The organism is Mycobacterium pseudoshottsii JCM 15466 (assembly GCF_003584745.1).
GTDB classification, from domain to species: domain Bacteria; phylum Actinomycetota; class Actinomycetes; order Mycobacteriales; family Mycobacteriaceae; genus Mycobacterium; species Mycobacterium marinum.
Window position 1 is genome coordinate 4,036,973 of record NZ_AP018410.1, and the last position, 23,344, is coordinate 4,060,316.

Annotated in this window: 23 protein-coding genes; 7 read left to right on the plus strand and 16 right to left on the minus strand. The window is 64.2% G+C overall.

Annotation, left to right across the window (positions count from 1 at the left end; translation table 11 throughout):
- Positions 1 to 191: 191 nt before the first annotated feature.
- The 3 genes from MPSD_RS18410 to MPSD_RS18425 all read right to left on the minus strand — a co-directional run bounded on the left by MPSD_RS18410 (position 192) and on the right by MPSD_RS18425 (position 5,049).
- Positions 192 to 1,706 carry a phospholipase C gene (locus MPSD_RS18410; protein WP_086085779.1) on the minus strand — a complete coding sequence of 505 codons (1,515 nt, stop codon included), beginning with the start codon at positions 1,704 to 1,706 and terminating at the stop codon, positions 192 to 194.
- Positions 1,682 to 2,884 (minus strand): ISAs1-like element IS2404/ISMul1 family transposase, encoded by a 1,203-nt coding sequence (locus MPSD_RS18415; protein WP_420811942.1) that lies wholly within the window; start codon positions 2,882 to 2,884, stop codon positions 1,682 to 1,684. Before MPSD_RS18415 ends, MPSD_RS18410 begins: the two co-directional genes overlap by 25 nt.
- A 626-nt stretch (positions 2,885 to 3,510) precedes the next feature.
- Complete coding sequence (locus MPSD_RS18425) at positions 3,511 to 5,049, minus strand: phospholipase C (protein WP_086085906.1); 1,539 nt, start codon at positions 5,047 to 5,049, stop codon at positions 3,511 to 3,513.
- Positions 5,050 to 5,838: 789 nt separating this feature from the next.
- On the opposite strand from MPSD_RS18425, the gene MPSD_RS18435 reads away from it, so the two are divergent.
- On the plus strand, positions 5,839 to 7,041 hold the full coding sequence (locus tag MPSD_RS18435; RefSeq protein ID WP_420811943.1) for an ISAs1-like element IS2404/ISMul1 family transposase: 1,203 nt from the start codon (positions 5,839 to 5,841) through the stop codon (positions 7,039 to 7,041).
- A 186-nt stretch (positions 7,042 to 7,227) separates the two neighbouring features.
- Here MPSD_RS18435 and MPSD_RS18440 read toward each other — a convergent pair whose 3' ends face one another.
- Complete coding sequence (locus MPSD_RS18440) at positions 7,228 to 8,619, minus strand: glycine--tRNA ligase (protein ID WP_012395286.1); 1,392 nt, start codon at positions 8,617 to 8,619, stop codon at positions 7,228 to 7,230.
- 192 nt (positions 8,620 to 8,811) lie between these two features.
- Here MPSD_RS18440 and MPSD_RS18445 point away from each other — a divergent pair, with 192 nt between their 5' ends.
- Entirely contained in the window at positions 8,812 to 9,207 is a 396-nt protein-coding gene (locus MPSD_RS18445; RefSeq protein ID WP_011741352.1) for an ArsR/SmtB family transcription factor, read from the plus strand.
- Positions 9,204 to 9,617, plus strand: coding sequence for a Fur family transcriptional regulator (locus tag MPSD_RS18450; protein ID WP_086084813.1), 414 nt, complete (start codon positions 9,204 to 9,206; stop codon positions 9,615 to 9,617). The genes MPSD_RS18445 and MPSD_RS18450 overlap by 4 nt, the downstream gene beginning before the upstream one ends.
- Here the strand turns inward: MPSD_RS18450 and MPSD_RS18455 are convergent.
- The 3 genes from MPSD_RS18455 to recO are packed head-to-tail and all read right to left on the minus strand — an operon-like array spanning position 9,614 to position 11,734.
- Positions 9,614 to 10,054, minus strand: a complete 441-nt coding sequence (locus MPSD_RS18455) for a hypothetical protein (RefSeq protein WP_015356468.1) — start codon at positions 10,052 to 10,054, stop codon at positions 9,614 to 9,616. The genes MPSD_RS18450 and MPSD_RS18455 overlap by 4 nt on opposite strands.
- Entirely contained in the window at positions 10,054 to 10,944 is an 891-nt protein-coding gene (locus tag MPSD_RS18460; protein ID WP_011741355.1) for a decaprenyl diphosphate synthase, read from the minus strand. Before MPSD_RS18460 ends, MPSD_RS18455 begins: the two co-directional genes overlap by 1 nt.
- Positions 10,937 to 11,734: a DNA repair protein RecO gene (gene recO / locus MPSD_RS18465; protein WP_036427227.1), complete on the minus strand. Its 798-nt coding sequence runs from the start codon at positions 11,732 to 11,734 to the stop codon at positions 10,937 to 10,939. Before recO ends, MPSD_RS18460 begins: the two co-directional genes overlap by 8 nt.
- A 61-nt stretch (positions 11,735 to 11,795) precedes the next feature.
- Here recO and MPSD_RS18470 point away from each other — a divergent pair, with 61 nt between their 5' ends.
- The gene (locus MPSD_RS18470; RefSeq protein WP_020786793.1) at positions 11,796 to 13,295 is read left to right on the plus strand and encodes an amidase; all 1,500 of its coding nucleotides are present in this window, start codon (positions 11,796 to 11,798) and stop codon (positions 13,293 to 13,295) included.
- Here the strand turns inward: MPSD_RS18470 and era are convergent.
- The 6 genes from era to MPSD_RS18500 form a co-directional block, all read right to left on the minus strand.
- Positions 13,292 to 14,194, minus strand: coding sequence for a GTPase Era (gene era, locus MPSD_RS18475; protein WP_012395291.1), 903 nt, complete (start codon positions 14,192 to 14,194; stop codon positions 13,292 to 13,294). The two genes, MPSD_RS18470 and era, sit on opposite strands and share 4 nt — an antisense overlap.
- Positions 14,184 to 14,390 (minus strand): hypothetical protein, encoded by a 207-nt coding sequence (locus MPSD_RS18480; RefSeq protein ID WP_020786792.1) that lies wholly within the window; start codon positions 14,388 to 14,390, stop codon positions 14,184 to 14,186. Before MPSD_RS18480 ends, era begins: the two co-directional genes overlap by 11 nt.
- Positions 14,383 to 15,705 (minus strand): hemolysin family protein, encoded by a 1,323-nt coding sequence (locus MPSD_RS18485; protein WP_012395293.1) that lies wholly within the window; start codon positions 15,703 to 15,705, stop codon positions 14,383 to 14,385. Before MPSD_RS18485 ends, MPSD_RS18480 begins: the two co-directional genes overlap by 8 nt.
- On the minus strand, positions 15,702 to 16,238 hold the full coding sequence (gene ybeY / locus MPSD_RS18490) for an rRNA maturation RNase YbeY (protein WP_011741360.1): 537 nt from the start codon (positions 16,236 to 16,238) through the stop codon (positions 15,702 to 15,704). Before ybeY ends, MPSD_RS18485 begins: the two co-directional genes overlap by 4 nt.
- Before the next feature lie 18 nt (positions 16,239 to 16,256).
- On the minus strand, positions 16,257 to 17,315 hold the full coding sequence (locus tag MPSD_RS18495; RefSeq protein ID WP_012395294.1) for a PhoH family protein: 1,059 nt from the start codon (positions 17,313 to 17,315) through the stop codon (positions 16,257 to 16,259).
- Between the two features lie 67 nt (positions 17,316 to 17,382).
- On the minus strand, positions 17,383 to 18,033 hold the full coding sequence (locus MPSD_RS18500; protein WP_020786791.1) for a TetR/AcrR family transcriptional regulator C-terminal domain-containing protein: 651 nt from the start codon (positions 18,031 to 18,033) through the stop codon (positions 17,383 to 17,385).
- Positions 18,034 to 18,108: 75 nt separating this feature from the next.
- Here MPSD_RS18500 and MPSD_RS18505 point away from each other — a divergent pair, with 75 nt between their 5' ends.
- Together MPSD_RS18505 and MPSD_RS18510 are read left to right on the plus strand one after the other, a co-directional pair.
- Positions 18,109 to 19,005 (plus strand): alpha/beta hydrolase, encoded by an 897-nt coding sequence (locus tag MPSD_RS18505; RefSeq protein WP_086084814.1) that lies wholly within the window; start codon positions 18,109 to 18,111, stop codon positions 19,003 to 19,005.
- The gene (locus MPSD_RS18510; protein WP_086084815.1) at positions 18,989 to 19,633 is read left to right on the plus strand and encodes a maleylpyruvate isomerase family mycothiol-dependent enzyme; all 645 of its coding nucleotides are present in this window, start codon (positions 18,989 to 18,991) and stop codon (positions 19,631 to 19,633) included. The genes MPSD_RS18505 and MPSD_RS18510 overlap by 17 nt, the downstream gene beginning before the upstream one ends.
- A 22-nt stretch (positions 19,634 to 19,655) precedes the next feature.
- Here MPSD_RS18510 and MPSD_RS18515 read toward each other — a convergent pair whose 3' ends face one another.
- The 3 genes from MPSD_RS18515 to hrcA all read right to left on the minus strand — a co-directional run bounded on the left by MPSD_RS18515 (position 19,656) and on the right by hrcA (position 22,688).
- Entirely contained in the window at positions 19,656 to 20,417 is a 762-nt protein-coding gene (locus tag MPSD_RS18515; protein WP_020786788.1) for a 16S rRNA (uracil(1498)-N(3))-methyltransferase, read from the minus strand.
- A 28-nt stretch (positions 20,418 to 20,445) separates the two neighbouring features.
- A complete protein-coding gene (gene dnaJ / locus MPSD_RS18520; protein ID WP_012395299.1) occupies positions 20,446 to 21,582 on the minus strand; it encodes a molecular chaperone DnaJ in 1,137 nt (378 codons plus the stop codon).
- A 74-nt stretch (positions 21,583 to 21,656) separates the two neighbouring features.
- Entirely contained in the window at positions 21,657 to 22,688 is a 1,032-nt protein-coding gene (gene hrcA, locus MPSD_RS18525) for a heat-inducible transcriptional repressor HrcA (protein ID WP_020786787.1), read from the minus strand.
- 272 nt (positions 22,689 to 22,960) lie between these two features.
- On the opposite strand from hrcA, the gene MPSD_RS18530 reads away from it, so the two are divergent.
- Entirely contained in the window at positions 22,961 to 23,275 is a 315-nt protein-coding gene (locus MPSD_RS18530) for a type II toxin-antitoxin system VapB family antitoxin (protein ID WP_020786786.1), read from the plus strand.
- Positions 23,276 to 23,344: the final 69 nt, after the last annotated feature.

Below are 23,344 nucleotides of genomic sequence, written 5' to 3' on the forward strand. Positions count from 1 at the left end.
TATGCCCCGATTGATCGAATTTTCTGGGGGCCCAGACGGACGCCGCTCGATGTGCAACTTGCACAGCGAACGGCTCACGACGGTCTGGCCGGCGCCGGCTCGACCTGCGCCTCGACCAGCGCCGCGTGGGCCCCATGCCGCTCGGCTGCGATGGCGGTGGGCTTCCTTTGGCATAGGCAAATATTCAGCGACTAACAGATGCCGCTGGGGACGCCACGCACCGGTCCGGACTCCTGCGTGGGCGTCGTCTGGGGATAAGGCACCCGATACGGAAGCCCTTCGTTAAGAAATCCCAACACCGCATTCGGTACGCAGTTGATCAGCTTCGGCAGTTGTTTGGCCGGATGGTCGAGGTTGGGCTGCGAGGGGTTGGGCGGGACAGCGAAATTGAATGCAGAAGTCATGTCCCCGGTCACGCTGGCCCGCCATGGGGTCAGGTTGGGAACCGGCACCCCGAATCGCTTGCCGATCAGCTGCAGCTGCGAGGTGTGGTCGAACCGCTCGTGAGCCAGCAGCCCGCCGCGGCTGTAGGGAGAAATGACAAAGCAAGGCACTCGATAGCCCAGCCCAATCGGCCCGCGGATACCGCCGGACCCGTCGACCGTGTTGATGTCGACCGTTGGGGGGATCCATTCACCGGGCGTACCCTCCGGCGGCGTCGGCGGCGTCACATGGTCGAAAAAGCCGCCGTGTTCGTCGTAGGCAATGATCAGCGCGGTCTTCTCCCACACGGCCGGGTTTCGCAGCAAGGCCCGGATCAGGTTGACGATGGTGACCGCACCGACCGCGACCGGGAACGAGGGATGCTCGGACTCGACGGTCAGGGGGACGACCCACGACACCTGCGGCAACCGGTTGTTCATGATGTCGAGCACAAAGTCGGCGGGATAACGCGGTGCAATGCCGTAGCGGGCCAGATCCGACCGCGGGTCTCCCGCCTGCTTGAAGATGCCCACATATCCGTTGCGGCTCAGCGATGTGTCGTTGAGCCCGCCGAGTAACTTGCTGTTGTAGACCTTCCAGCTGACACCGGCATCGCTGAGATTCTCTGGCATCAGACGCCAGCTGAATGTCAACTTCGGCTGAATAGTCGGCTCGACGATTTGAGGGCCGCCTTTGTCACCGTCAGGATTGACGGTTCCACTGATCCAGTACAGCCGATTGGGCATTGTCCCGCCCAACAGCGACGAGTGGTACTGGTCGCATATCGTGAAGGTGTCGGCGAGCAGGTAATGGATGGGCATGTCCGGGCGTGCGTAATAACCCATTACCACCGGTGTATTGGCTTGCGACCGCGTCCTGGCCTGCGCGGCCAACCAGCCGTCGTTGCCGCCCCCATTCCAAGACAGGTGGGCGGCGATCCACTGGTGATCGGGATCGTTGACGCACTCGCCAACTCCGTTGGGCCCCCGGGTCGTATCGATGCGGTAGGGCACCGTGGTACCGGCCGGATCGACCGATTGCGTCCGCGGGTCCCAACCCTTCTGCTGAAACAACGACGTTGGGGTGTCGAACCCGTCCACACTCGAGAGCGAGCCGAAATAGTGGTCAAAAGACCGGTTTTCCTGAAGACACAACACGATGTGCTCAATATCGGTCAGATGTCCGGAGCACGGACCGGCCGCATAAGCCTTTTCAATCACCGGAGCGGCCCAGTCTGTCAGGGCTCCGGCGTTGTTGATTAGCAGGCTTGTGAGCTGGGGAATTGTGGATTGAGGAGGTCTAGGCGGCGGTTGGCGGTCAAAGCGGTGATCCGGCAGGCTTCGGCGATGTTGTCGGCGCCGTTGAGGCGGTGCAGATTGATCGCGGTGTTGCGTAGCGTTGCTAGGACCTGTGCGCCGTTTCCGGTATGTGCCCTTTGACGGTCTTCGTCGAAGGTGACGTCGCGTATCCAGTGCAGGCTGTTCTCGATTCCCCAGTGTTGACGCATCCAGGTCATGATCGCGGTAGGGCGGGCGTGCTCGAACGGCAGGCTGCAGATGGCATAGACCACCTCCACGCTGCGCTGGTCGGTGGCGGTGATCAAGCGTTCACGAGTGATCCGGATGATTTGTTTTGCGTAGGGGAAGCCGATTCCTCGTGCAGCGGTGATGATTTGCGGGGTGCGGGTCTCGACACGGCCGTGGCCGCGGGAGTCGTCGGTAGCGGCTGTGGGCACCTCGGCCCAGGGCAGCGCGGTGATACGCGCAAATATTTTGGCTTGGTTGGACTTGACGATCATCAGGTAGTGCGACTTCAAGGTGGCGCAGATCAACTTCGCGGTGACGACCTGGGTATGCATCGCATCCACGGTGACCAGCCACCGCAAGCTACCCGGCAGCAGCGTGAGCAGGGCACGTACGCAGGGAATTTCATTGCTTTTCTCGGCGACAGCGAGTTGACCGAGCACCAATCGGGCACGGTGGGCGAACACCGACACGAGATGCGTGGCTGCCGCTTTGGCGCGTAAAGCACCACGCAGCATCTTGCCGTCCAACGCGATCGGCACCAATCCACTGGGGTCGCTGCTGGCCACGTGTGCAGTGAAGTAACTGCCCATCCTGGCGTTGAGGTCGGCGGGGTCTAGCCGAGACAAAACAGCGCGGAAGGTCTTCTCACTGGGCCGCCGGAACCGGACCCCTAATTGGGCCAACACATCATCGGGAGCGGTGGCCGCCCATGTGGCAAAACCAGCATAGCCGCGCATCCCCGCGGCAGTGGCCAGAACCGCGATCGCCAACAAAGCCACCAGCGAATACCTCCGACCGCGTGGGTCCCTCGGGTCTGGCACCGAGGCCAACACATCGAGAAACTCCGATCCGATGAGCTCGCTGCGCTCACCAGGACTCCAGCAGTCGAACACCTCTGGAACCGACGACACACGCAATACTGAAACGGTAGGCACGGGCAACTCCAGACCAACGACGAACAGTAACCAACTCGATCGTTCTCCAGATAGCCCGTGCCTACACTCCGGCCCCAATAGCGCGGCACCAAAGATCATCAACCCAGCTCACAAGCCTGCTAATCAACAACGCCGGAGCCCTGCCCAGTCTGTGAGAAAAGCGCCAACCCCGGTGGCCTTAGCCATAAATTCTCGACGTGACATTCCGGCGAACGCGTCTCGGCTCACCATGCGCACTCCTTGGCGTGTCGTGGGTCACCTTATGTTGAGGACGCCCAGAGGCGACAAATGCCGACCGGCGTGTGATCCGGGGATTGTTGCCATGTCCAATAGCGCGCGTATGCGTGAACCGGGCCCAACCGTTGTATGGCGCCGCAATCTTGCGCGCGTGTTATCCCCGCCGCCGCTGTGGAAATGACGGGTTCTCGCGAATCGCCCCTGCCGCATAAGCATTTTCAGACATCGGACCGACCGATGACGCGACTGCGCCGGTAGCGGCTAATTTCATTGTCCGCCAATCGAATCCACAGAACTTCGCCGGATCACGCCGACCAGGGCGAACCCGCAGCGCACCATCAGGACGCGCCGGGTGTCGTCGGTACCGCGATCCCCTCAGTGCGCTCTGGTCACACACACAATCCGCTGGGAATCCCACGCACCGGGGTGCTTTCCTGGCCGGGCATCGACTGAGGATAGGGCACTCGATATGGGATGGCAGGGCAAGTTCCATCCGAGGTTCCCAGCACCACGTTCGGGATACATTGCGGGAGTTTTGGCACCGCCGCCAGAAGCGGGTGACTCAAATTGGGCCGCGACGGATTTGGCGGGGTTGCGAAGTTGAACGTTGAGGTCATGTCGCCGACCACGCCATCTCGCCACGCGGTCAGGTTGGGCACTGGCACGTCGAATCGTTTGCTGATCAACTTCAGCTGCGAGGTGTGATCGAAGATGTCATGGACCATCAAGCCCCCGCGGCTGAACGGCGACACAACAATGCAGGGCACTCGGAAGCCCAGCCCCAGCGGTCCGCGGATTCCTCCCGACCCCGGGACTGAATTGATGTCCGGCACCGTTACCCATTCCCCGGGCGTCCCGGGGGGCGCAGTCGGCGGGGTCACGTGATCGAAAAAGCCACCATTCTCGTCATAACTGATGATCAGGGCCGTCTTCTCCCACACCGCGGGATTGGACAGCAGGATCCGCAGCGCCGTCACCATGGCCACAGCGCCCAGCGCGACCGGAAGTGCGGGATGTTCGGACTGCAGGAAGTTCGGCACCAACCAAGAAACCTTCGGCAGTCTGTTGGCCTTGACATCGGCGGCGAAGTCCACCGGGTAGCCCGGCGCGATGCCGTACCTGGCCAGGTTCGACCGCGGATCACCGGACTGCTTGAAAGCCTGGACCAGGCCATTGTTGCTGATCGGGGTATTGATGAAGCGCCCCGCGTCTTTGTTCTGGTACACCTTCCAACTCACGCCGGCGTCCTCGAGGTTCTCCGGCATGATGCGCCAGCTGTATTGATGCAGCGGCAGAAAGCCGGGTTCTACGAGCTGAGGCCCTCCGTTGGTGCCAGCCGGGTCATTCCAGGCGCTCATCCAGTACAGCCTGTTGGGCAAAGTGCCGGTCAACAGCGAGCAGTGGTAGCCGTCGCAGATTGTGAACGTATCTGCCAGCAAATGGTGGATCGGTATGTCTTGGCGCGTGTAGTAGCCCATTGTCATCGGGACGTACGGCCCCGTGCGGGTATTCGCCTGAGCGGGCAACCAGTTGTCGTTGGCGCCGCCGTTCCACGAGAGATGCATTGCGGTCCATTGGTGCTCCGGGTCGTTGACACACTCGCCGTCCAAGAAAGGGCCGCGGGTGGTGTCGAGCCGGAACGGAATGGTGGTCCCTACTGGGTCCAGCGCCTGCGTCCTGGGATTCCAACCTTTTTGCTGAAACGTCGGCGATGGGTCGCTGAAACCCCGAATGCTGGAGAGGGTGCCAAAGTAATGGTCAAATGACCGGTTCTCCTGCATCAACAGCACGATGTGCTCGATGTCAGTCAGCTGACCTGAGCAGGGCCCGGCCCCATATGCCTTTTCGATGACCGGCCCCGCATAGTCCATCAGCAATGCCGCGGCACCAGCGCCCGTCATCTTGGCGATGAACTCCCGGCGCGACATTCCTCGGAACGGGTTGCCGCTCACCTAATCTGCCTCCCTGAAAACACTCCAGATCACGGTATAGTTACGGAGGCGATCAACAGCGGCACGCCGACCGGCGTGTCGTTCTGGGTTTTGGTTACCGACAACAATATTCGCCGTTCGCTTCGGCAGCACAATGCGGCGGGTTTTGACAGATTTCGGGCAACTCACGGGTCGCCTGAATTGCATTCAAATGCCGCCAAAACCACCGCCGGGGTCGCGCCGTCGATCATCGGCAACCAGCTACCAACAACCACAAGGCCCGGCGATCCTTCGAAGGATGACGGAGTTGATCCCCCGAGCGCAGGCCGGCGGGCCACGGTGGCATCGGCGCCCGCGGGCCGTTCGGCGCAGCGATAGCCACTAACTGCGGAACGATATTTTTTAAAAGGCGTCACGACAAAAATTTATCTAGTCTCACATTCCTAATCGATCCCTCATAGAGCCATTTCTCGACCCACCCCGGCCCCACCAACACAGCGTTTCCCCTGTTCAGGGGTCTCTCATCCACATGAGTATCGACAAAATAGAGCAACTAGGATCTTATTCTCAAGCCAGAAAAGATTCGCGGCTCGAGTAATCCGGTCGTGATCGGAAAATCAATCATCGATAAGGGTTTCGTAACCAGGGCTCCGGCGTTGTTGATTAGCAGGCTTGTGAGCTGGGTTGATGATCTTTGGTGCCGCGCTATTGGGGCCGGAGTGTAGGCACGGGCTATCTGGAGAACGATCGAGTTGGTTACTGTTCGTCGTTGGTCTGGAGTTGCCCGTGCCTACCGTTTCAGTATTGCCTGTGTCGTCGGTTCCAGAGGTGTTCGACCGCTGGAGTCCTGGTGAGCGCAGCGAGCTCATCGGATCGGAGTTTCTCGATGTGTTGGCCTCGGTGCCAGACCCGAGGGACCCACGCGGTCGGAGGTATTCGCTGATGGCTTTGTTGGCGATCGCGGTTCTGGCCACTGCCGCGGGGATGCGCGGCTATGCTGGTTTTGCCACATGGGCGGCCACCGCTCCCGATGATGTGTTGGCCCAATTAGGGGTCCGGTTCCGGCGGCCCAGTGAGAAGACCTTCCGCGCTGTTTTGTCTCGGCTAGACCCCGCCGACCTCAACGCCAGGATGGGCAGTTACTTCACTGCACACGTGGCCAGCCGCGACCCCAGTGGATTGGTGCCGATCGCGTTGGACGGCAAGATGCTGCGTGGTGCTTTACGCGCCAAAGCGACAGCCACGCATCTCGTGTCGGTGTTCGCCCACCGTGCCCGATTGGTGCTCGGTCAACTCGCTGTCGCCGAGAAAAGCAATGAAATTCCCTGCGTACGTGCCCTGCTCACGCTGCTGCCGGGTAGCTTGCGGTGGCTGGTCACCGTGGATGCGATGCATACCCAGGTCGTCACCGCGAAGTTGATCTGCGCCACCTTGAAGTCGCACTACCTGATGATCGTCAAGCCCAACCAAGCCAAAATACTTGCGCGTATCACCGCGCTGCCCTGGGCCGAGGTGCCCACAGCCGCTACCGACGACTCCCGCGGCCACGGCCGTGTCGAGACCCGCACCCCGCAAATCATCACCGCTGCACGAGGAATCGGCTTCCCCTACGCAAAACAAATCATCCGGATCACTCGTGAACGCTTGATCACCGCCACCGACCAGCGCAGCGTGGAGGTGGTCTATGCCATCTGCAGCCTGCCGTTCGAGCACGCCCGCCCTACCGCGATCATGACCTGGATGCGTCAACACTGGGGAATCGAGAACAGCCTGCACTGGATACGCGACGTCACCTTCGACGAAGACCGTCAAAGGGCACATACCGGAAACGGCGCACAGGTCCTAGCAACGCTACGCAACACCGCGATCAATCTGCACCGCCTCAACGGCGCCGACAACATCGCCGAAGCCTGCCGGATCACCGCTTTGACCGCCAACCGCCGCCTAGACCTCCTCAATCCACAATTCCCCAGCTCACAAGCCTGCTAATCAACAACGCCGGAGCCCTGGGCACCCACCGGGCCGCGCGTCAGGTCACGATCCCGGGGTGACAGCCGGCCCGACGTGCCATCGAGGGGCGATGGCAGATAGAACACCCAACCGGGTGCCGAGACTCCCGCCGCGGGTGCGCCGGCAAGCACACCAAACCGGCGACAGCACCGACCGACCCGACGTCTAGCAGCCCTTCAGACGCGGCGCCAGGTAGTCGGCGACCTTGGCGATCCCGATCCGCTCCTGGGTCATGGCATCACGCTCACGCACGGTGACGGCGTCGTCCTCGAGGGAGTCGAAATCCACCGTCACACAGAACGGGGTGCCGATCTCGTCTTGGCGCCGGTAGCGTCGCCCAATGGCACCGGCATCGTCGAAATCGATGTTCCAGTACTTGCGCAGCTCGGCGGCCAAATCCCGCGCCTTGGGGCTCAGGTCGGCGTGCCGTGACAACGGCAGCACCGCTGCCTTGACCGGCGCCAGCCTCGGGTCCAGCCGCAGCACGGTTCTCTTGTCGACCCCGCCCTTGGCGTTCGGAGCTTCGTCCTCGGTGTAGGCGTCGATCAGGAATGCCATGAACGAACGGGTCAGCCCCGCTGCCGGCTCGATGACGTAGGGCGTGTAGCGAACGTCTTCGACCTGGTCGTAGAACGACAGTTCGGTACCGGAATGCTTGGAGTGGGTGGACAAGTCGAAGTCGGTCCGGTTGGCGACACCCTCCAGCTCTCCCCATGGATTGCCGACGAAGCCGAACTTGTATTCGATGTCGACAGTGCGGTCGGAGTAGTGCGACAACTTCTCCTTGGGGTGTTCGAATAGCCGCAGGTTCTCGGCATCAATGCCGAGGTCGACGTACCACTGCAATCTGGTGTCGATCCAGTACTGATGCCATTCCTTGGCCGTGGACGGCTCGACGAAGAACTCCATCTCCATCTGTTCGAACTCGCGGGTGCGGAAGATGAAGTTGCCCGGGGTGATCTCGTTGCGGAAGCTCTTGCCGATCTGACCGATGCCAAACGGCGGCTTCTTACGCGACGTGGTCAGCACGTTGGCGAAGTTGACGAAGATGCCCTGCGCCGTTTCCGGACGCAAGTAATGCAACCCCTCCTCGGTTTCGATGGGGCCGAGGTAGGTCTTGAGCATCATGTTGAATTCGCGTGGTTCGGTCCACTGGCCGGGCTCGCCGGTTTCGGGATCGCGAATGTCAGCGAGCCCGTTCGGCGGCGGCTGACCGTGTTTTGCCTCGTAGGCCTCGATGAGATGGTCGGCCCGGTATCGCTTGTGGGTGATCAGCGACTCCACCAGTGGATCGTGGAAGACCTCAACGTGGCCCGATGCCACCCAGACCTCGCGCGGCAGGATGATCGACGAGTCGAGTCCGACCACGTCGTCGCGGCCGGTAACCACCGACCGCCACCATTGCCGTTTGATGTTCTCCTTGAGTTCGACCCCCAGCGGACCGTAGTCCCACGCAGACTTCGTACCGCCGTAGATCTCGCCGGACGGATAGACCAAGCCTCGCCGTTTTGCCAGGTTCACCACGGTGTCAATGACAGACGCCACGGGGCAACCCACTCCCTTCCCGATTGGGCAAACTCGTGCGCCGGTAAGCCACCGCGCACAAAACCTCAGCCATGGTAGCGATCGGCACGGCGGTCTTTGACATGCATCATCATGCATGTGACAGTGGAAGTCAGCCGCACGCCGCTTCGGCGGCAGTCCGGCCCGGTCCGATTATGTGCTCTCCTCGAGGCGGTGACTCAATACATGGCGACGTCGCCCTCACCTTCGACGGCCGCCCACGACGACTTCGTTTCCCGTCACGAGCACGATGTTGGCGACTTCGCCGAGCATCCCGCGTTTCCCGCACCGCCGCCGCGAGAAATCCTCGAGGGCGCCGGCGAGCTACTGCGCGCTCTGGCCGCACCCGTGCGAATCGCCATCGTGCTGCAGCTGCGTGAAGCCCAGCGCTGCGTTCACGAACTGGTTGATGCATTGGGCGTACCACAGCCACTGGTCAGCCAACATTTGAAGATCCTCAAGGCCGCCGGCGTGGTGACCGGCGAACGGTCCGGCCGCGAGGTGCTCTATCGGCTTGTCGATCAGCACCTGGCGCACATCGTCGTGGATGCGGTCGCCCACGCCGGTGAGGATTCGGCATGACCGGCACAAGCGTGCGTTCAACCCGGCAGCGAGCGGCGATTTCGACATTGCTCGAAACAGTCGATGACTTCCGTTCCGCCCAAGAACTGCACGACGAACTGCGCCGTCGCGGCGAGAACATTGGCCTGACCACCGTCTATCGGACCCTGCAATCGATGGCATCCGCTGGAACGGTCGACGCGCTGCGCACCGACACCGGTGAATCGGTCTACCGGCGGTGCTCGCAGCACCATCACCACCATCTGGTGTGCCGCAGCTGCGGGTCCACCATCGAGGTGGCCGACCATGAAGTCGAGACCTGGGCTGCCAACGTGGCCGCCCGGCACGGCTTCTCCGACGTCAGCCACACCATCGAGATCTTCGGCACCTGCTCAGATTGCCGCCGGCCCGGGGCCGCGGCGCTGCGCTAGGAAGTCAGCTTGCCGCGGATCTGGCCCCCACTGTCTAGGACCAGCAGAATCAGGGTTCGCAGCGCGTTGTCGGTCAGGCCGGCGCCGGGGAAGTTGTAGCGCAGCATCACGTCCACGGTCTTCGGGAGCGTCTTCGCCGAACCCTTCCCGGCGTTGCGCTGCACGGCCTTGTCGGCGACCTTCTCAACCGTGGTGACGGCGCCGAAGTTGGTGTCGCGCGCCTGGTTGGCCAGTAGATCGCTGATCTTCTTGGTCAGCGGCAGATCCCAGGCCAATATCTGAGTCAGCGATACCAAATCAAGATCCTCGGCGATGTTGACCACTCGCAGCGAGGCGAACGTACCGTCGTGGCGCACCGTCAGCGCGCCGTCGGGTTCCTCCTCGACGGGGAGAACGTCGCGAAGTATCGATGCCAGCCGATCCTGCAGGGAGGGCACTAGGCGCTCCCGAACCGTCGATTGCGGGAGGCATATTCCTCGCACGCCGCCCACAGGTCGCGCCGATCGTAGTCGGGCCACAACTTGTCTTGGAAGATGTACTCGGCGTATGCCGATTGCCAGAGCATGAAATTGCTGGAGCGCTGCTCCCCCGAGGTCCGCAGAAAGAGGTCGACGTCGGGGATGTCGGGTCGCTGCATGTGACGGGCGATGGTGGACTCGGTGATCCGCTCCGGGTTCAATCTGCCCGCGGCGACTTCGCGGGCGATGTCTCGAGTAGCTTCGGCGATTTCGGTGCGGCCACCGTAGTTGACGCAATAGTTGATGGTGATGACGTCGTTGTTGTTGGTCATTGCTTCGGCTACCGCCAGTTCGTTGATGACGCTGCGCCACAGCCGCGGCCGCGAACCCACCCAGCGGATCCGAACACCCATTTGATTGAGGACGTCGCGGCGTCGCCGTACGACGTCGCGATTGAAGCCCATCAGGAAGCGGACTTCCTCGGCGGAGCGCTTCCAGTTCTCGGTGGAAAAGGCGTAGAGGCTTAGCCACTTGATCCCAAGTTCGACCGCACCGCAGGCGATGTCGATCACCACCGCCTCGCCCATCTTGTGCCCCTCGGTGCGGCGCAGCCCACGTTCGGTGGCCCACCGCCCATTGCCGTCCATCACGATGGCGACGTGGTTGGGTAACCGGTCGGCCGGAATCCGTGGCGCGGCCGTTTTGGAGATGTGCTGCGGCGGCCGGCGCGGACCGCCGTCGGGCGACGGCGGCAGCTCCGGGAAAACGACCGGCCAACTCGACGTATCGGGAAAGGTCGGATAGTCGTCCGGCGCCTGAGGCAGCTGTGGGAAGTCGGCGGATTTCAGTCGCCGGGCGCTCTTAGCCACATTCACTATCCTGCCCGATCAACGCAGCGCGACGTTCGGCAACCGATCGGTCAGCCTGGTAGAACCGCTCCACCAGCGGCAACGTCTTGAGCTGGCGTTCCAGATGCCATTGCAGGTGCGCGGCCACCAACCCGCTGACGTAGCTGCGGTGTGATTGCGGCGCCCCCTGGGCGGCCTCCCAGTCGCCGTCATGCAGCGCGGACATCAGGTCCAGCACGCCCAGCGGCGGTGTCGTCGAGCCAGCCGGACGGCAATGCGGGCAGACGCTGCCCCCGGCCGCGATGTGAAAGGCCCGATGTGGACCGGGCGTGGCGCAGCGGGCACATTCGGTCAGCGCCGGCGCCCAGCCTGCGATGCCCATGGCACGCAGCAGGTAGGCATCCAACAGCAGATCGCGAGGCCGGCTGCCGTCAGCCACCGCCCGCAACACACCCACCGTCAGGCGGTGCAGGGCCGGGGCGGGCGCACGCTCCTCCCCGGCGAGGCGTTCGGCGGTTTCCAGCATCGCGCAGCCGCAGGTGTACCTGCCGTAGTCGTTGACGATGTCGGCGGCAAAGGCGTCGATGGATACGACCTGGGTGACGATGTCGAGGTTGCGACCGGGGTGCAATTGCGCATCGATGTGCGCGAACGGCTCGAGTCTGGAACCGAATTTGCTGCGGGTACGCCGCACACCTTTGGCCACCGCTCGCACCAGCCCGTGGTCGCGGGTCAACAGGGTGACGATCCGGTCGGCTTCACCGAGCTTGTGCTGGCGCAGCACAACAGCCCGGTCTCGATACAGCCGCATCATAATAGTTTCGCACCCCACCGCGACATCGCCGGTATCCGCGCCGATAGTCTCGTACCCCGTGGTTGGCGCTTCTGGGTTCGCTTCCGGGGCCGTTTCCGGGTCCGGCGGCCCGCGCCTGCCTACCCTCACCGACCTGCTCTACCAACTGGCCTCCGGTTCGGTGACCTCCGTTGAGCTGACGCGCAGGTCCCTGCGCGAGATCGAGGTGAGCCAGTCCACCCTGAACGCGTTTCGGGTGGTGCTTACCGAGTCCGCGCTGGCCGATGCCGCGGCCGCGGACCGGCGGCGGGCCGCCGGGGATGCCGCGCCGCTGCTGGGCATCCCGATCGCGGTCAAGGACGACGTCGACGTTGCCGGTGTGCCGACCGCGTTCGGCACCCAGGGATACGTCCGGCCAGCCGCCCACGACAGTGAGGTTGTTCGCCGTCTGAAGGCGGCCGGCGCGGTGATCATCGGCAAGACCAATACCTGCGAATTAGGCCAGTGGCCATTCACCAGTGGTCCCGGATTCGGGCACACCCGCAACCCGTGGGCACGGCGGCACACACCGGGCGGCTCATCGGGTGGTAGTGCGGCGGCGGTGGCCGCGGGCCTGGTCACTGCTGCGATCGGCTCTGACGGCGCCGGAAGCATCCGCGTTCCCGCAGCCTGGACCCACTTGGTGGGCATCAAGCCGCAACGCGGTCGCATCTCGACCTGGCCGTGGCCCGAGACGTTCAACGGCATCACGGTCAACGGCGTGCTGGCCAGAACGGTTGCCGACGCCGCCCTGGTACTGGACGCGGCGTCGGGCAACGTCGAGGGTGATCTGCACAAGCCGGCACCTTTGACGGCATCCGACTACGTCGGTATAGCACCCGGGCCATTGAAGATCGCAATGTCAACCCGGTTCCCTTACACGGGTTTTCGAGCAAAGCTGCATCCGGAGATCCTGGCTTCGACGCGGCGAGTGGGCGAACAGCTCCAACTGCTCGGCCACACCGTGGAGCGGGGCAACCCCGACTACGGCCTGCGGCTGTCGTGGGACTTTCTCGCCCGCTCCACCGCAGGTCTGTGGGAATGGGCGGAGTGCCTGGGCAACGGTGTCACGCTGGACCCCCGCACGGTGACCAATATGCGCGCGGGGCACGCGCTTTCGCAGGCCATTTTGCGCAACGCGCGCCACCACGAAGCGGCCGCCCAACGGCGGGTGGGATCGATCTTCGACATCGTCGATGTGGTTTTGGCACCGACGACCGCACAGCCACCGCCGCTGGCCCGCGCGTTCGACGATATGGGCGGGTTGGCCACCGATCGCGCCATCATTGCCGCATGCCCGTTGACCTGGCCGTGGAATCTGCTGGGCTGGCCCTCGATCAACGTGCCCGCGGGGTTCACCGTCGACGGTCTGCCGATCGGGGTTCAGTTGATGGGACCGGCCGAGAGCGAAGGCCTGCTCATCTCGCTGGCCGCCGAGTTGGAAGCGGTCAGCGGCTGGGCGACCAAGCAACCGAAGGTGTGGTGGAACACCGGGACCAGCACTCCCCCAATCCACAGTGTCCGGCCGCCGCGGCGCTAGAAACCAAGTCGGCCCAGCTGTTTGGGATCGCGCTGCCAGTTCTTGGCGACCTTGACGCGCAAGTCGAGGTAGATCTTTGTGCCTAGCAACTTCTCGATCTGACTTCGCGCCGCGGTGCCCACTTCACGCAACCGGGCACCGCCTTTGCCGATGATGATCCCCTTTTGGCTGTCCCGCTCGACATACAGCACGGCGTGGACGTCGATCAGGTCTTCCCGCCCTTCCCGCGGACTGACCTCGTCGATCACCACCGCCAGCGAATGCGGCAATTCGTCGTGCACGCCCTCGAGAGCCGCCTCACGAATCAGCTCGGCCATCAAAACCTCTTCGGGCTCATCGGTCAGCTCGCCGTCGGGGTAGTAGGCCGGCCCCTGCGGCAATGTGCGGGCAAGCACGTCGATCAACACCTCGACCTGGGCGCCGGTCACCGCCGATACCGGAACGATCTCCGCGGAGTTTGTCACCAATTCGCTGACCGCGACCAGCTGCGCGGCCACTTGGTCCTTGGGCACTTTGTCGATCTTGGTGACGATGACAACCAACTTCACCTTGGGCGCGGTGGCAGCGATCTGCTCGATGATCCAGCGGTCGCCCGGGCCGATCGATTCGTCAGCCGGGATGCACAGCCCAATCACGTCGACCTCGGAGTACGTGTCGCGCACCAAGTCGTTGAGCCGCTTGCCCAGCAGAGTCCGCGGCCGGTGCAGCCCCGGGGTGTCGACCAGGATGATCTGAAAGCTCTCTCGATGGACAATCCCGCGAATCGTATGCCGAGTGGTCTGCGGCCGCATCGAGGTAATCGCCACTTTGGTGCCAACCAGGGCATTGGTCAGCGTCGACTTGCCGGTGTTCGGTCGGCCGACCAAACACACGAAGCCGGAATGGAATTCAGACGTCATAACAGGGTTCCCCAGAACTATCGGTCATCATCAAGGCAATCGGCGACAACTCGGGTGGCGCCGTGAGTGTCGACAGGCCCACGGGCACAGCCACATAGGTGCGGTCGTCGACATCGCGCAGGGCGGCACCGCTGTCGGCCTCGGCGCGCGCCAGCGTCACCAGCGTGACGTCTTGCGCATCCAGCGGCTCAGCCATCGGCACCGGTTTCCGCGGCGCCATCGCCCGCGCCGTCGGTCTCTTCGGTTTCCATCGGACTTACCAACACGGTGCCGATCCTTACCCGGCCCCGGTGGTCGGGGCCGCCCTCGGCACGCAGGCGCAGGCCGTGGAATATCACCTCAGCGCCTGGCAGGGGAACCCGACCCAGCTCCAGAGCCAGCAGGCCACCTACGGTGTCGACATCGAGATCGCCGTCGAACTCGATCCCGTACAACTCCCCCACATCCTCGATCGGCAGTCGCGCCGATACGCGAAATCGTTTGTCGCCCAGAGCCTCTACGGGCGCCGTCTCAGCTTCGTCGTACTCGTCGGCGATCTCACCGACGATCTCCTCGAGCACGTCTTCGATGCTCACCAATCCCGCTATGGCCCCGTATTCGTCGACCAGCAGCGCCATGTGATTGCGGTCATGCTGCATTTCGCGCAACAAGGCATCCAGCGGTTTGGAGTCCGGCACGAACACCGCGGGACGCATGAGGTCTGATACGTCAATCTTGCGCCCCTGGTCGGGCGCGCAAAATGTCTGCCGCACAAGGTCTTTGAGATACACCACGCCAAGAATGTCATCAACGTTCTCGCCGACCACCGGAATACGGGAGTGTCCGCTTCGTACCGCCAGGGTCATCGCCTGGCTGGGCGACTTGTCACCTTCGATCCACACCATCTCGGTGCGCGGCACCATCACCTCCCGCGCCGGGGTGTCACCAAGCTCGAAGACCGATTCGATCATCCGGCGCTCGTCTGCGGCAACCACACCGCGCTGCTGCGCTAGGTCGACGACTTCGCGCAACTCAACCTCGGATGCAAACGGCCCATTACGGAAACCCCGGCCCGGGGTCAGCGCGTTGCCCAAGAGCACCAGAAGCCGGCTGATCGGCATCAGCAACCACGAAATCACCTGCAACGGAACAGCGGTACCCAGCGAGATGGAATACGCATTCTGGCGCCCCAACGTGCGCGGACCCACCCCGATGACGACGAAGCTGGTCACCACCATGATGGCCGCCGCGAGGAACAATCCCCCGTTCATGCTGAGGTTGTGCCGGAAGAACACCACCAGAAGCGCGGTCGCGGTGATCTCACACACGATGCGCAGCAACACGACCAGGTTGATGTAGCGCGGTCGATCTTCCATCACCTTGGACAGGGCCACCGCACCGGGGCGTGCCTCCCGCACCAGTTCCTGCACCCGGGCCAGTGACACCGTGCTGATAGCGGCATCAATGGCGGCGAACAATCCGCCCAGACCGACCAATGCGATCGCACCGAGCAGCTGAGGCAGACCTTTCACGGCTCGTCGAAATATCTTGACTTGTCCAGCAGGCGGCGATCCCGTTCGTCCTGACGGTCCTGCTGGTAGGCCTGCACCTGCTCGGCCACCCACTCTTCGAGCAACCGATCCTGCAGGGCGAACATCTCCTTCTCCTCGTCTGGCTCACCGTGGTCGTAGCCGAGTAGATGCAGCACGCCGTGGATCGTCAGCAGCGCCAGCTCATGGCCCAGGCTGTGACCGGCCGCGGCCGCCTGTTCGGCGGCAAACTCCGGGCACAGCACGATATCGCCGAGCATCGCCGGGCCGGGCTCGGGGGCATCGGGGCGGCCGCCGGGCTCCAGCTCGTCCATGGGAAAGCTCATCACGTCTGTCGGCCCGGGAAGATCCATCCAGCGCATATGCAAGTCGGCCATCGCGGCGGTATCCAGCAGCACCATCGACAGCTCGGCGCCCGGATTTACGTCCATCTTGCCGATCACGAATCGTGCCACGCTGACGAGTTCTGTCTCGGAGACGTCGATGCCCGACTCGTTGGATACCTCGATGCTCATAAGATGCTCACCGCACCATCATCGACGATTGCGGGTGCCCGACGCCCGCCGAGCCGCCCGGTTCATCCCCGAGCCCGGCTCCTCGTATCGCGCATACGCGTCGACGATCTCCGAGACCAGGCGATGGCGCACCACATCCGCGCTGGTCAGTTCGGCGATGTGAATGTCGTCGATATCGTCGAGGATGTCGACCGCCGCGCGCAGCCCAGACCTGGCGCCGCCCGGAAGGTCAACCTGGGTGACATCCCCGGTGACGACGACTTTGGATCCGAAACCCAGGCGGGTCAGGAACATCTTCATCTGCTCCGCAGTGGTGTTCTGCGCCTCGTCGAGGACGATGAAGGCGTCGTTCAAGGTCCTACCGCGCATATACGCCAGCGGCGCCACCTCGATGACGCCCGCCGACATCAGCTTCGCGATCAGCTCGGGATCCATCATGTCGTACAAAGCGTCATACAGCGGCCGCAGGTACGGGTCGATCTTTTCGCTCAGCGTGCCCGGCAGGAAGCCAAGGCGCTCACCGGCTTCCACGGCGGGACGGGTCAGGATGATGCGGTTGACCTGCTTGGTCTGCAGCGCATGGACCGCCTTGGCCATGGCCAGGTAGGTCTTTCCGGTGCCGGCCGGGCCGATCCCGAAGACGATGGTGTTGGCGTCGATGGCGTCGACATACCGCTTCTGGTTGAGCGTCTTGGGCCGGATCGTCTTTCCCCGGCGGGACAGAATGTCGAGAGTCAGCACCTCGGCCGGCGACTCGTTGCCGGCACCGACCAGCATCGCCACGCTGTGGCGCACCACCTCGGGAGTCAACGGCTGCCCATTGGCGACGATCGCCACCAGCTCGGAGACGGCCCGCTCGGCGATGGCGACGTCGGCAGGCTCGCCCGCCAGGGTGACCGTGTTGCCGCGCACGTGCAGGCTGGCGGTCAAGGTGCGTTCGAGTGCCCTCAAATTCTCGTCGGCCGAGCCGAGCAAGCCCACAACCAGGTCGGGCGGAACGTCGATGCTGCTGCGTACCTGAGGGTCGGCCGGTCGGGCTCCAACTGCGTCAGCAGCGCGGGTCTCGCGGGGCGTCACGTGGCTTCCGATGCCTGCTTTCTGGCCTATCGAAGTGGAGGGTGGGCGGGTGTGCTGAATTCACAGTCTAGCGCCGGTCGCGACGGCGTTCGAATGATTCGATGCCCGCCAGCAGGATGTCCAGTGCCCGTTCGAAGTCAGCCGCCGGTGTGGACCGTTGGCTGGCTTGCGCCAACGCGGCGATGTGCGGATGCCCGGCGCCGGCCAGACCGCCGATCCGCGCCGCGACGGCCACCTGCTCCTTTTCCCGTCCGGTTCCGGCCAGCGGGCCGGCCAACTCCGCCTGCGCACTGCCCATGACCAATCCGAGCACCCCCCGAAAACTCGCCAACAGATCTGCATCGCCCACCCCGCTGCGCCCGAGCGCGGCGATCAACCGGTCCGCGACCATATAGCTGGACGCCGATACGGTACGGCGGGTCAGCACCAGCGGGATGGCGTTGGGATGCTGGCGCATCGTCTCCCACATCGCTGTTGCGATCGCGTGTACGTCAGCGCGCCAATCATCGGTGGGTGCGGGGACTTTGACGTCTGCGACTACCGCGTCTGCCACCAGCGCTTCGAGTTCGCGCCGATCCCTGACGTAGTTGTACAGCGTCATCGGACCAGTGCCCAGAGCCGCGGCCAGCGAGCGCATGCTCAGCCCGCTGAGCCCGTCTTGGTCGACGATGGCCAGTGCCGCACTGGCGATGTCGGAAACCGTGAAGCGTGCTCGCACGTCGCCCTCCCAAACCGTTGACAGGTACATCGTACGTAAGGTAAACACGTACAACGTACGTATGGAGGTCGCGCCATGGTTTCAACGTTGGGCACCGCCTTTGAATCGCGGGGCACCCGCTGTGCGGCTTGGTTCACCCGCCCCGCGGGGCCGGGCCCGTATCCGCTGGTCGTGCTCGCCCACGGGTTGGGCGCCAACCACACCATGGCCCTGGCCCGATATGAGCGGCACTTCGCCGCCGCCGGCATCGCCACTCTCGCGTTTGACTACCGGAATCTCGGCGCATCCGGTGGCACGCCGCGACAACGACTCAGCCTGCGTCGGCACCGCCAAGACATCGCCGCGGCGCTGGAGTTCGCCCGCTCGCTGCCCGACGTCGACGCGAGTCGCGTAGCGCTATGGGGCACCAGCCTCGGCGCGATGCATGTGCTGCTGATCGCGGCCCGCCGCCGGGACCTTTGCGCGGTCGTCGTGCAATGCCCCATCGTGGACGGCCCGGCAACGCCGCGCCGGCTAGGGCTGGCGGCGACGCTGCGGGCCGGGCCGGCAATTGTCGAAGATGCCCTGCGCTGCGCCGCCGGCCTGCGGCGGCGATACATCCCCATAGTCGGACCGCCGGGCAGTCTGGCGGCGGTGACGGCGGCCGGCGCCCTGCAGGGCTGGCGCTCCACCGTCGACCCGGGAGGGTCCTTCGATAACCGCATCGCCGCGTCAAATCTCCTCGGCATCGGCGTCACCAGCACCAAACGGGCGGCCCGCCAGATCAGCGCGCCGCTACTGGTGTGCGTTTCCCGCCGGGAGACACTGATGGATCCGCGTCATGCCGAGGTCGTGGCCGGGCGGGCGCCGCGCGGCATCGCGCGCCACTACGACGGTGACCATTTCGAGATTTATGATCGACCCCTTGTCGACAGCTTGCTTGCCGACCAGACCGCCTTCTTACGGGAGCATCTCCATGTCGAAGACACGTAACATTCTGCACAACAACGATATTCGATTCGTCGAATTCGCCTCCGGCCTGTCGGCGGCCGAGTGGGGCACCCCAAGCCTGTGCGGCGAATGGAGCAACCACGACGTACTTGCCCACCTGGTGATCGGATATCGGGCCTCATTGCGCATGTTGGCGGCCGACCTGGTCAGCCAGCGCGGTTCATTCGACCGCGCCAACGCCGCGCTCGCCATCGACCTAGCACGGCGACACAATCCGGATGAGTTGATCGCCGAATTCGCCGAGCTCGCGGTCCACCCACGCGGGATCGGACAGGTATTCCCTCGGCGACTCTTTCTGGGCGATCACGTGATTCACGAACTTGACATCGCGTTTGCGTTGGACCGAACCCCCACCGTCGGCATCGACGCCCTGGTCGCCGTGCTGAATACCCAAGTGCGGGTTCCGAACCCGTTCGTACCGGTGGCGCAACGGGCACGCGGACTGAGTCTGCGCGCTCACGATGTCGATTGGACCAGCGGCGAAGGCGATTGGGCGGTGACAGGCGGCGCCGCCCAGTTGGCTTCGGCACTGGCCGGTCGCCCATGGGCACTCGATCAGCTCAGCGGCAAGGGCGTCGACACGCTGCGAACACGAATGCTACTGCACTAGCGCAGCATTGGCCGCCAGAGGATCACAGGCTCGCAGCACTATCCCAGCGCTCGGTGAGCACGCCGAGCGCCCCCAGCGCCACCGCCGCTGCGGTCGACGTCCGCAGCACCGTCGGGCCCAGCCGAACCGAAACCGCTCCGGCGCCTGCTAATGCGTCCATCTCCTCGGGCGCAATTCCGCCTTCGGGACCGACCACGAGAACCAACGATTTGGCTTGTGCCACAGCAGTATCGACGAGCTGATCGGTTGCCGATTCATGCAATGCCAATACCATCGCACCCGCTTGCGCCTCAGCGGTGATTCGCCGTATCAGCGCCGCCGTGGATAGCACCCCCTCGACAGGTGGGATGTGCGCGCAGCGGGACTGCCGGGCCGCGGAGCGCACGGCCGAGCGCCAGCGGCGCAGCCCCTTGTCGGCCCGGGCTCCTCCCCAGTTGGCCACGCAACGTGCGGCTTGCCAGGCCAGGAATGCGTCCGCACCGGCCTCGGTCGCCAATTCGACCGCCAATTCCGAACGTTCGGATTTGGGCAATGCCTGCACCACGGTGACCGCCGGACGCACCGGAGCCACGCTCCAGCGCTGCAGCACCCGTGCCGTCAACCCGTCCCGCGCTGCGTGCTCGACCACGCAGCGGGCCAGTTCGCCGGCGCCGTCCCCGAGGACCAGCTGCTCACCGGGACGGATCCGTCGCACCGTGGCCGCGTGAAAGCCTTCGTCGCCGTCCAGTGCGGCCAGCTCTCCCGCCTCCGGCACTGTGTCGACATAGAACAGCGTTGCCACCATCTCCGGGCCCCGGCGACCTGAATCCGCGTCAGCGCCCGGAGAAGGTTTCGCGAAGCTTGCTGAACAACCCGCCGCCGGCGGCATGCGACGAGCGAACCTCGGCGACGTCACGGCCACGGCGGTTCTTCAGCTCACGCAACAGTTCGGTGTCGCGGTGGTCCAGCCTGACCGGAACCATTACGTCGACGTGCACATGCAAATCGCCGCGCGCACTGGACCGCAGGTGCGGCATTCCGTGGCCGCGCAGCGTGATCACCGCGGCCGGTTGGGTGCCGGGCGGGATCACAATCTCGCTGGGCCCGTCCAGGATCGCGTCCAACGTCACGGTGACCCCAAGCGCCGCATCGACCATCGGCACCGAAACCGTGCAGTGCAAGTCGTCACCTTCGCGCACGAAGATGTCGTGGGCCTGCTCATGAACCTCGACGTACAGGTCGCCCGACGGGCCTCCCCCGGGCCCGACCTCCCCCTGGGCGGCGAGCCGGACGCGCATGCCGTCGCCGACACCGGCAGGAATCTTGACGCTGATCTCGCGGCGGGCCCGCACCCGGCCGTCACCCATGCACTGGTGGCACGGGTCGGGAATGACCACCCCGACGCCGCGACAGGTGGGACATGGCCGCGACGTCAGCATTTGGCCGAGCAGCGAACGCTGGACGGTCTGTACTTCCCCGCGGCCGCCGCAGGTGTCACACGGAATCGGCGCGGAGTCGCCGTTGGTGCCCTTGCCCTGGCAGCGATCACAGAGCACCGCGGTATCGACGGTCACCTGCTTGGTGACACCGGTCGCGCACTCCTCGAGATCCAGCCGCATCCGCAGCAGCGAATCCGAGCCCGGACGAACCCGACCAATCGGACCTCGCGATGCCGAGCCGCCACCGAAGAACGCCTCGAACACATCGCCCAGCCCGCCGAAGCCGGAAAAGCCGTTGGCCGCCGCGCCGGCACCTTCCAGCGGGTCACCGCCCAGATCGACGATCCGGCGTTTCTCCGGATCGCTAAGCACCTCGTAGGCGACGCTGATCTCCTTGAACTTGGCCTGCGCCGCCTCATCGGGGTTGACATCGGGATGCAGTTCGCGCGCCAACTTGCGATAGGCGCGTTTGATTTCTGCATCACTAGCGCCCTTGCTCACGCCGAGCAGGCCGTAGTAGTCGCGTGCCACGGTTGACTCTTTCCTATGCGAGGTCTTATGCCGCTGCTACGCGGCTGTCCACAAATTCTGTAGCGAGTGCGCGGTCATCGAGCACCCAGCACTTCGCCGATATACAGGGCAACCGCGGCAACACTGACGATAGTTCCCGGATAGTCCATGCGGGTGGGCCCCAGCACACCCATCCCGCCGTACACCGTGTCATTGCTGCCATAGGCGGTGGACACCATCGAGGTGCCGACGATCTGCTCGGCCTCGGTTTCGTGGCCGATTCGCACCGTCACCTTGCCGGCTTCCTGCTGTGCCGCCAGTAGCCGCAGCACCACAACCTGCTCTTCGAGGGCCTCGAGGATGGAGCGCAGCGACCCCCCGAAGTCCGCGGCGTTGCGGGTCAGGTTCGCGGTGCCGCCCATCAGCAACCGCTCCTCGGTGTGTTCCACCAGCGACTCCAGCAAGACCGTCGCCGACCGGCCCACCGCGTCGCCCAAGCCGCCGGCGCCGCTGAGTTGCCCGGCGAGGTCGGCGACCGCAACCGATGCCGCCGCCAGTTTCTTGCCCTCCAGCGCCTGCCCCAGCAGCTCGCGCAGTTGCGATAGTTGGTGGTCATCGATGACGTCGCCGAGCTCGACGATGCGCTGATCCACCCGCCCGGAGTCGGTGATGACCACCATCAGCAGCCGGGCCGGGGTCAGCGCGATCACTTCCAGATGGCGAACCTTTGAGGTCGACAGGGTCGGGTACTGCACGACGGCAACCTGGCGGGTCAGCTGCGCCAGCAGCCGTACCGCACGGCGCAGCACATCATCGAGGTCGACCCCGGATTCCAGAAAGCCCTGGATGGCCCGCCGTTCGACCATCGACAGGGGCTTGACATCGTCGAGGCGGTCCACGAACTCGCGGTAGCCCTTCTCGGTGGGCACCCGGCCCGAGCTGGTGTGTGGCTGGGCGATGTAGCCCTCCGCCTCCAGCACTGCCATGTCGTTGCGTATGGTGGCGCTCGAGACACCGAGGTTGTGCCGCTCGACCAGCGATTTCGAACCGATCGGCTCGTGGGTGGCAACGAAGTCGGCGACGATGGCCCGCAGCACCTCGAAGCGGCGCTCGTCAGCAGTTCCCATCGACTTCTCACCTCCTTGCAGCTAGCCGGCCGCGTTCATTTTACGGTCTCACCAGTGGCTGACCGCCGACCCGCACAATCGCCGGGCGGCCGATGGCCTACCGCGCCCTGCAGTGCAGATCTGTGCGTCGTTGCGAACCTCCGGTGCGGCGCAGGCCAGATCGGAGTTTCGCAACCAGTCCATGGAGACTTCAATTCCATCGGACTTGTTGCGACTAGCCTATTGCGCATGATCCTGTCCGGCATAAACAACGCGTCAGGGACGATCCGCCCATGATTTTCAAGGGCGTGCGGGAAGGCAAGCCATATCCCGAACATGGACTGTCGTATCGGGATTGGTCCCAGATTCCGCCACAGCAGATACGGCTCGACGAATTGGTCACAACCACCACCGTGCTCGCGTTGGATCGCTTGCTGTCCGAGAACTCGACGTTCTATGGCGACTTATTCCCTCATGCGGTGCGGTGGCGGGGCGTCATCTACCTCGAGGACGGCTTACATCGAGCGGTCCGCGCGGCGCTGCGTAACCGCACCGTGCTGCACGCGCGGGTGTTCGACATGGACATACCGCCGGGCGGTCTGAGGTAGCCACGCCGGCAGCGGGGCTCAGGTCGGTTTGGTCACATTTTCGTGCCCCCGGGGGTCATACCCAATAAC

Excerpts from the sequence above, each read along its gene's own strand:
- MPSD_RS18530 (WP_020786786.1), top strand. The coding sequence starts at position 22,961 with ATGATTTTCAAGGGCGTGCGGGAAGGCAAGCCATATCCCGAACATGGA.
- ybeY (WP_011741360.1), bottom strand. The coding sequence starts at position 16,238 with ATGAGCATCGAGGTATCCAACGAGTCGGGCATCGACGTCTCCGAGACA.
- MPSD_RS18515 (WP_020786788.1), bottom strand. The coding sequence starts at position 20,417 with ATGGTGGCAACGCTGTTCTATGTCGACACAGTGCCGGAGGCGGGAGAG.
- MPSD_RS18445 (WP_011741352.1), top strand. The coding sequence starts at position 8,812 with ATGGCGACGTCGCCCTCACCTTCGACGGCCGCCCACGACGACTTCGTT.
- MPSD_RS18480 (WP_020786792.1), bottom strand. The coding sequence starts at position 14,390 with ATGGCTGAGCCGCTGGATGCGCAAGACGTCACGCTGGTGACGCTGGCG.
- MPSD_RS18510 (WP_086084815.1), top strand. The coding sequence starts at position 18,989 with ATGTCGAAGACACGTAACATTCTGCACAACAACGATATTCGATTCGTC.
- MPSD_RS18505 (WP_086084814.1), top strand. The coding sequence starts at position 18,109 with ATGGTTTCAACGTTGGGCACCGCCTTTGAATCGCGGGGCACCCGCTGT.
- recO (WP_036427227.1), bottom strand. The coding sequence starts at position 11,734 with ATGCGGCTGTATCGAGACCGGGCTGTTGTGCTGCGCCAGCACAAGCTC.
- MPSD_RS18450 (WP_086084813.1), top strand. The coding sequence starts at position 9,204 with ATGACCGGCACAAGCGTGCGTTCAACCCGGCAGCGAGCGGCGATTTCG.
- era (WP_012395291.1), bottom strand. The coding sequence starts at position 14,194 with ATGACGTCTGAATTCCATTCCGGCTTCGTGTGTTTGGTCGGCCGACCG.
- MPSD_RS18425 (WP_086085906.1), bottom strand. The coding sequence starts at position 5,049 with ATGTCGCGCCGGGAGTTCATCGCCAAGATGACGGGCGCTGGTGCCGCG.
- hrcA (WP_020786787.1), bottom strand. The coding sequence starts at position 22,688 with ATGGGAACTGCTGACGAGCGCCGCTTCGAGGTGCTGCGGGCCATCGTC.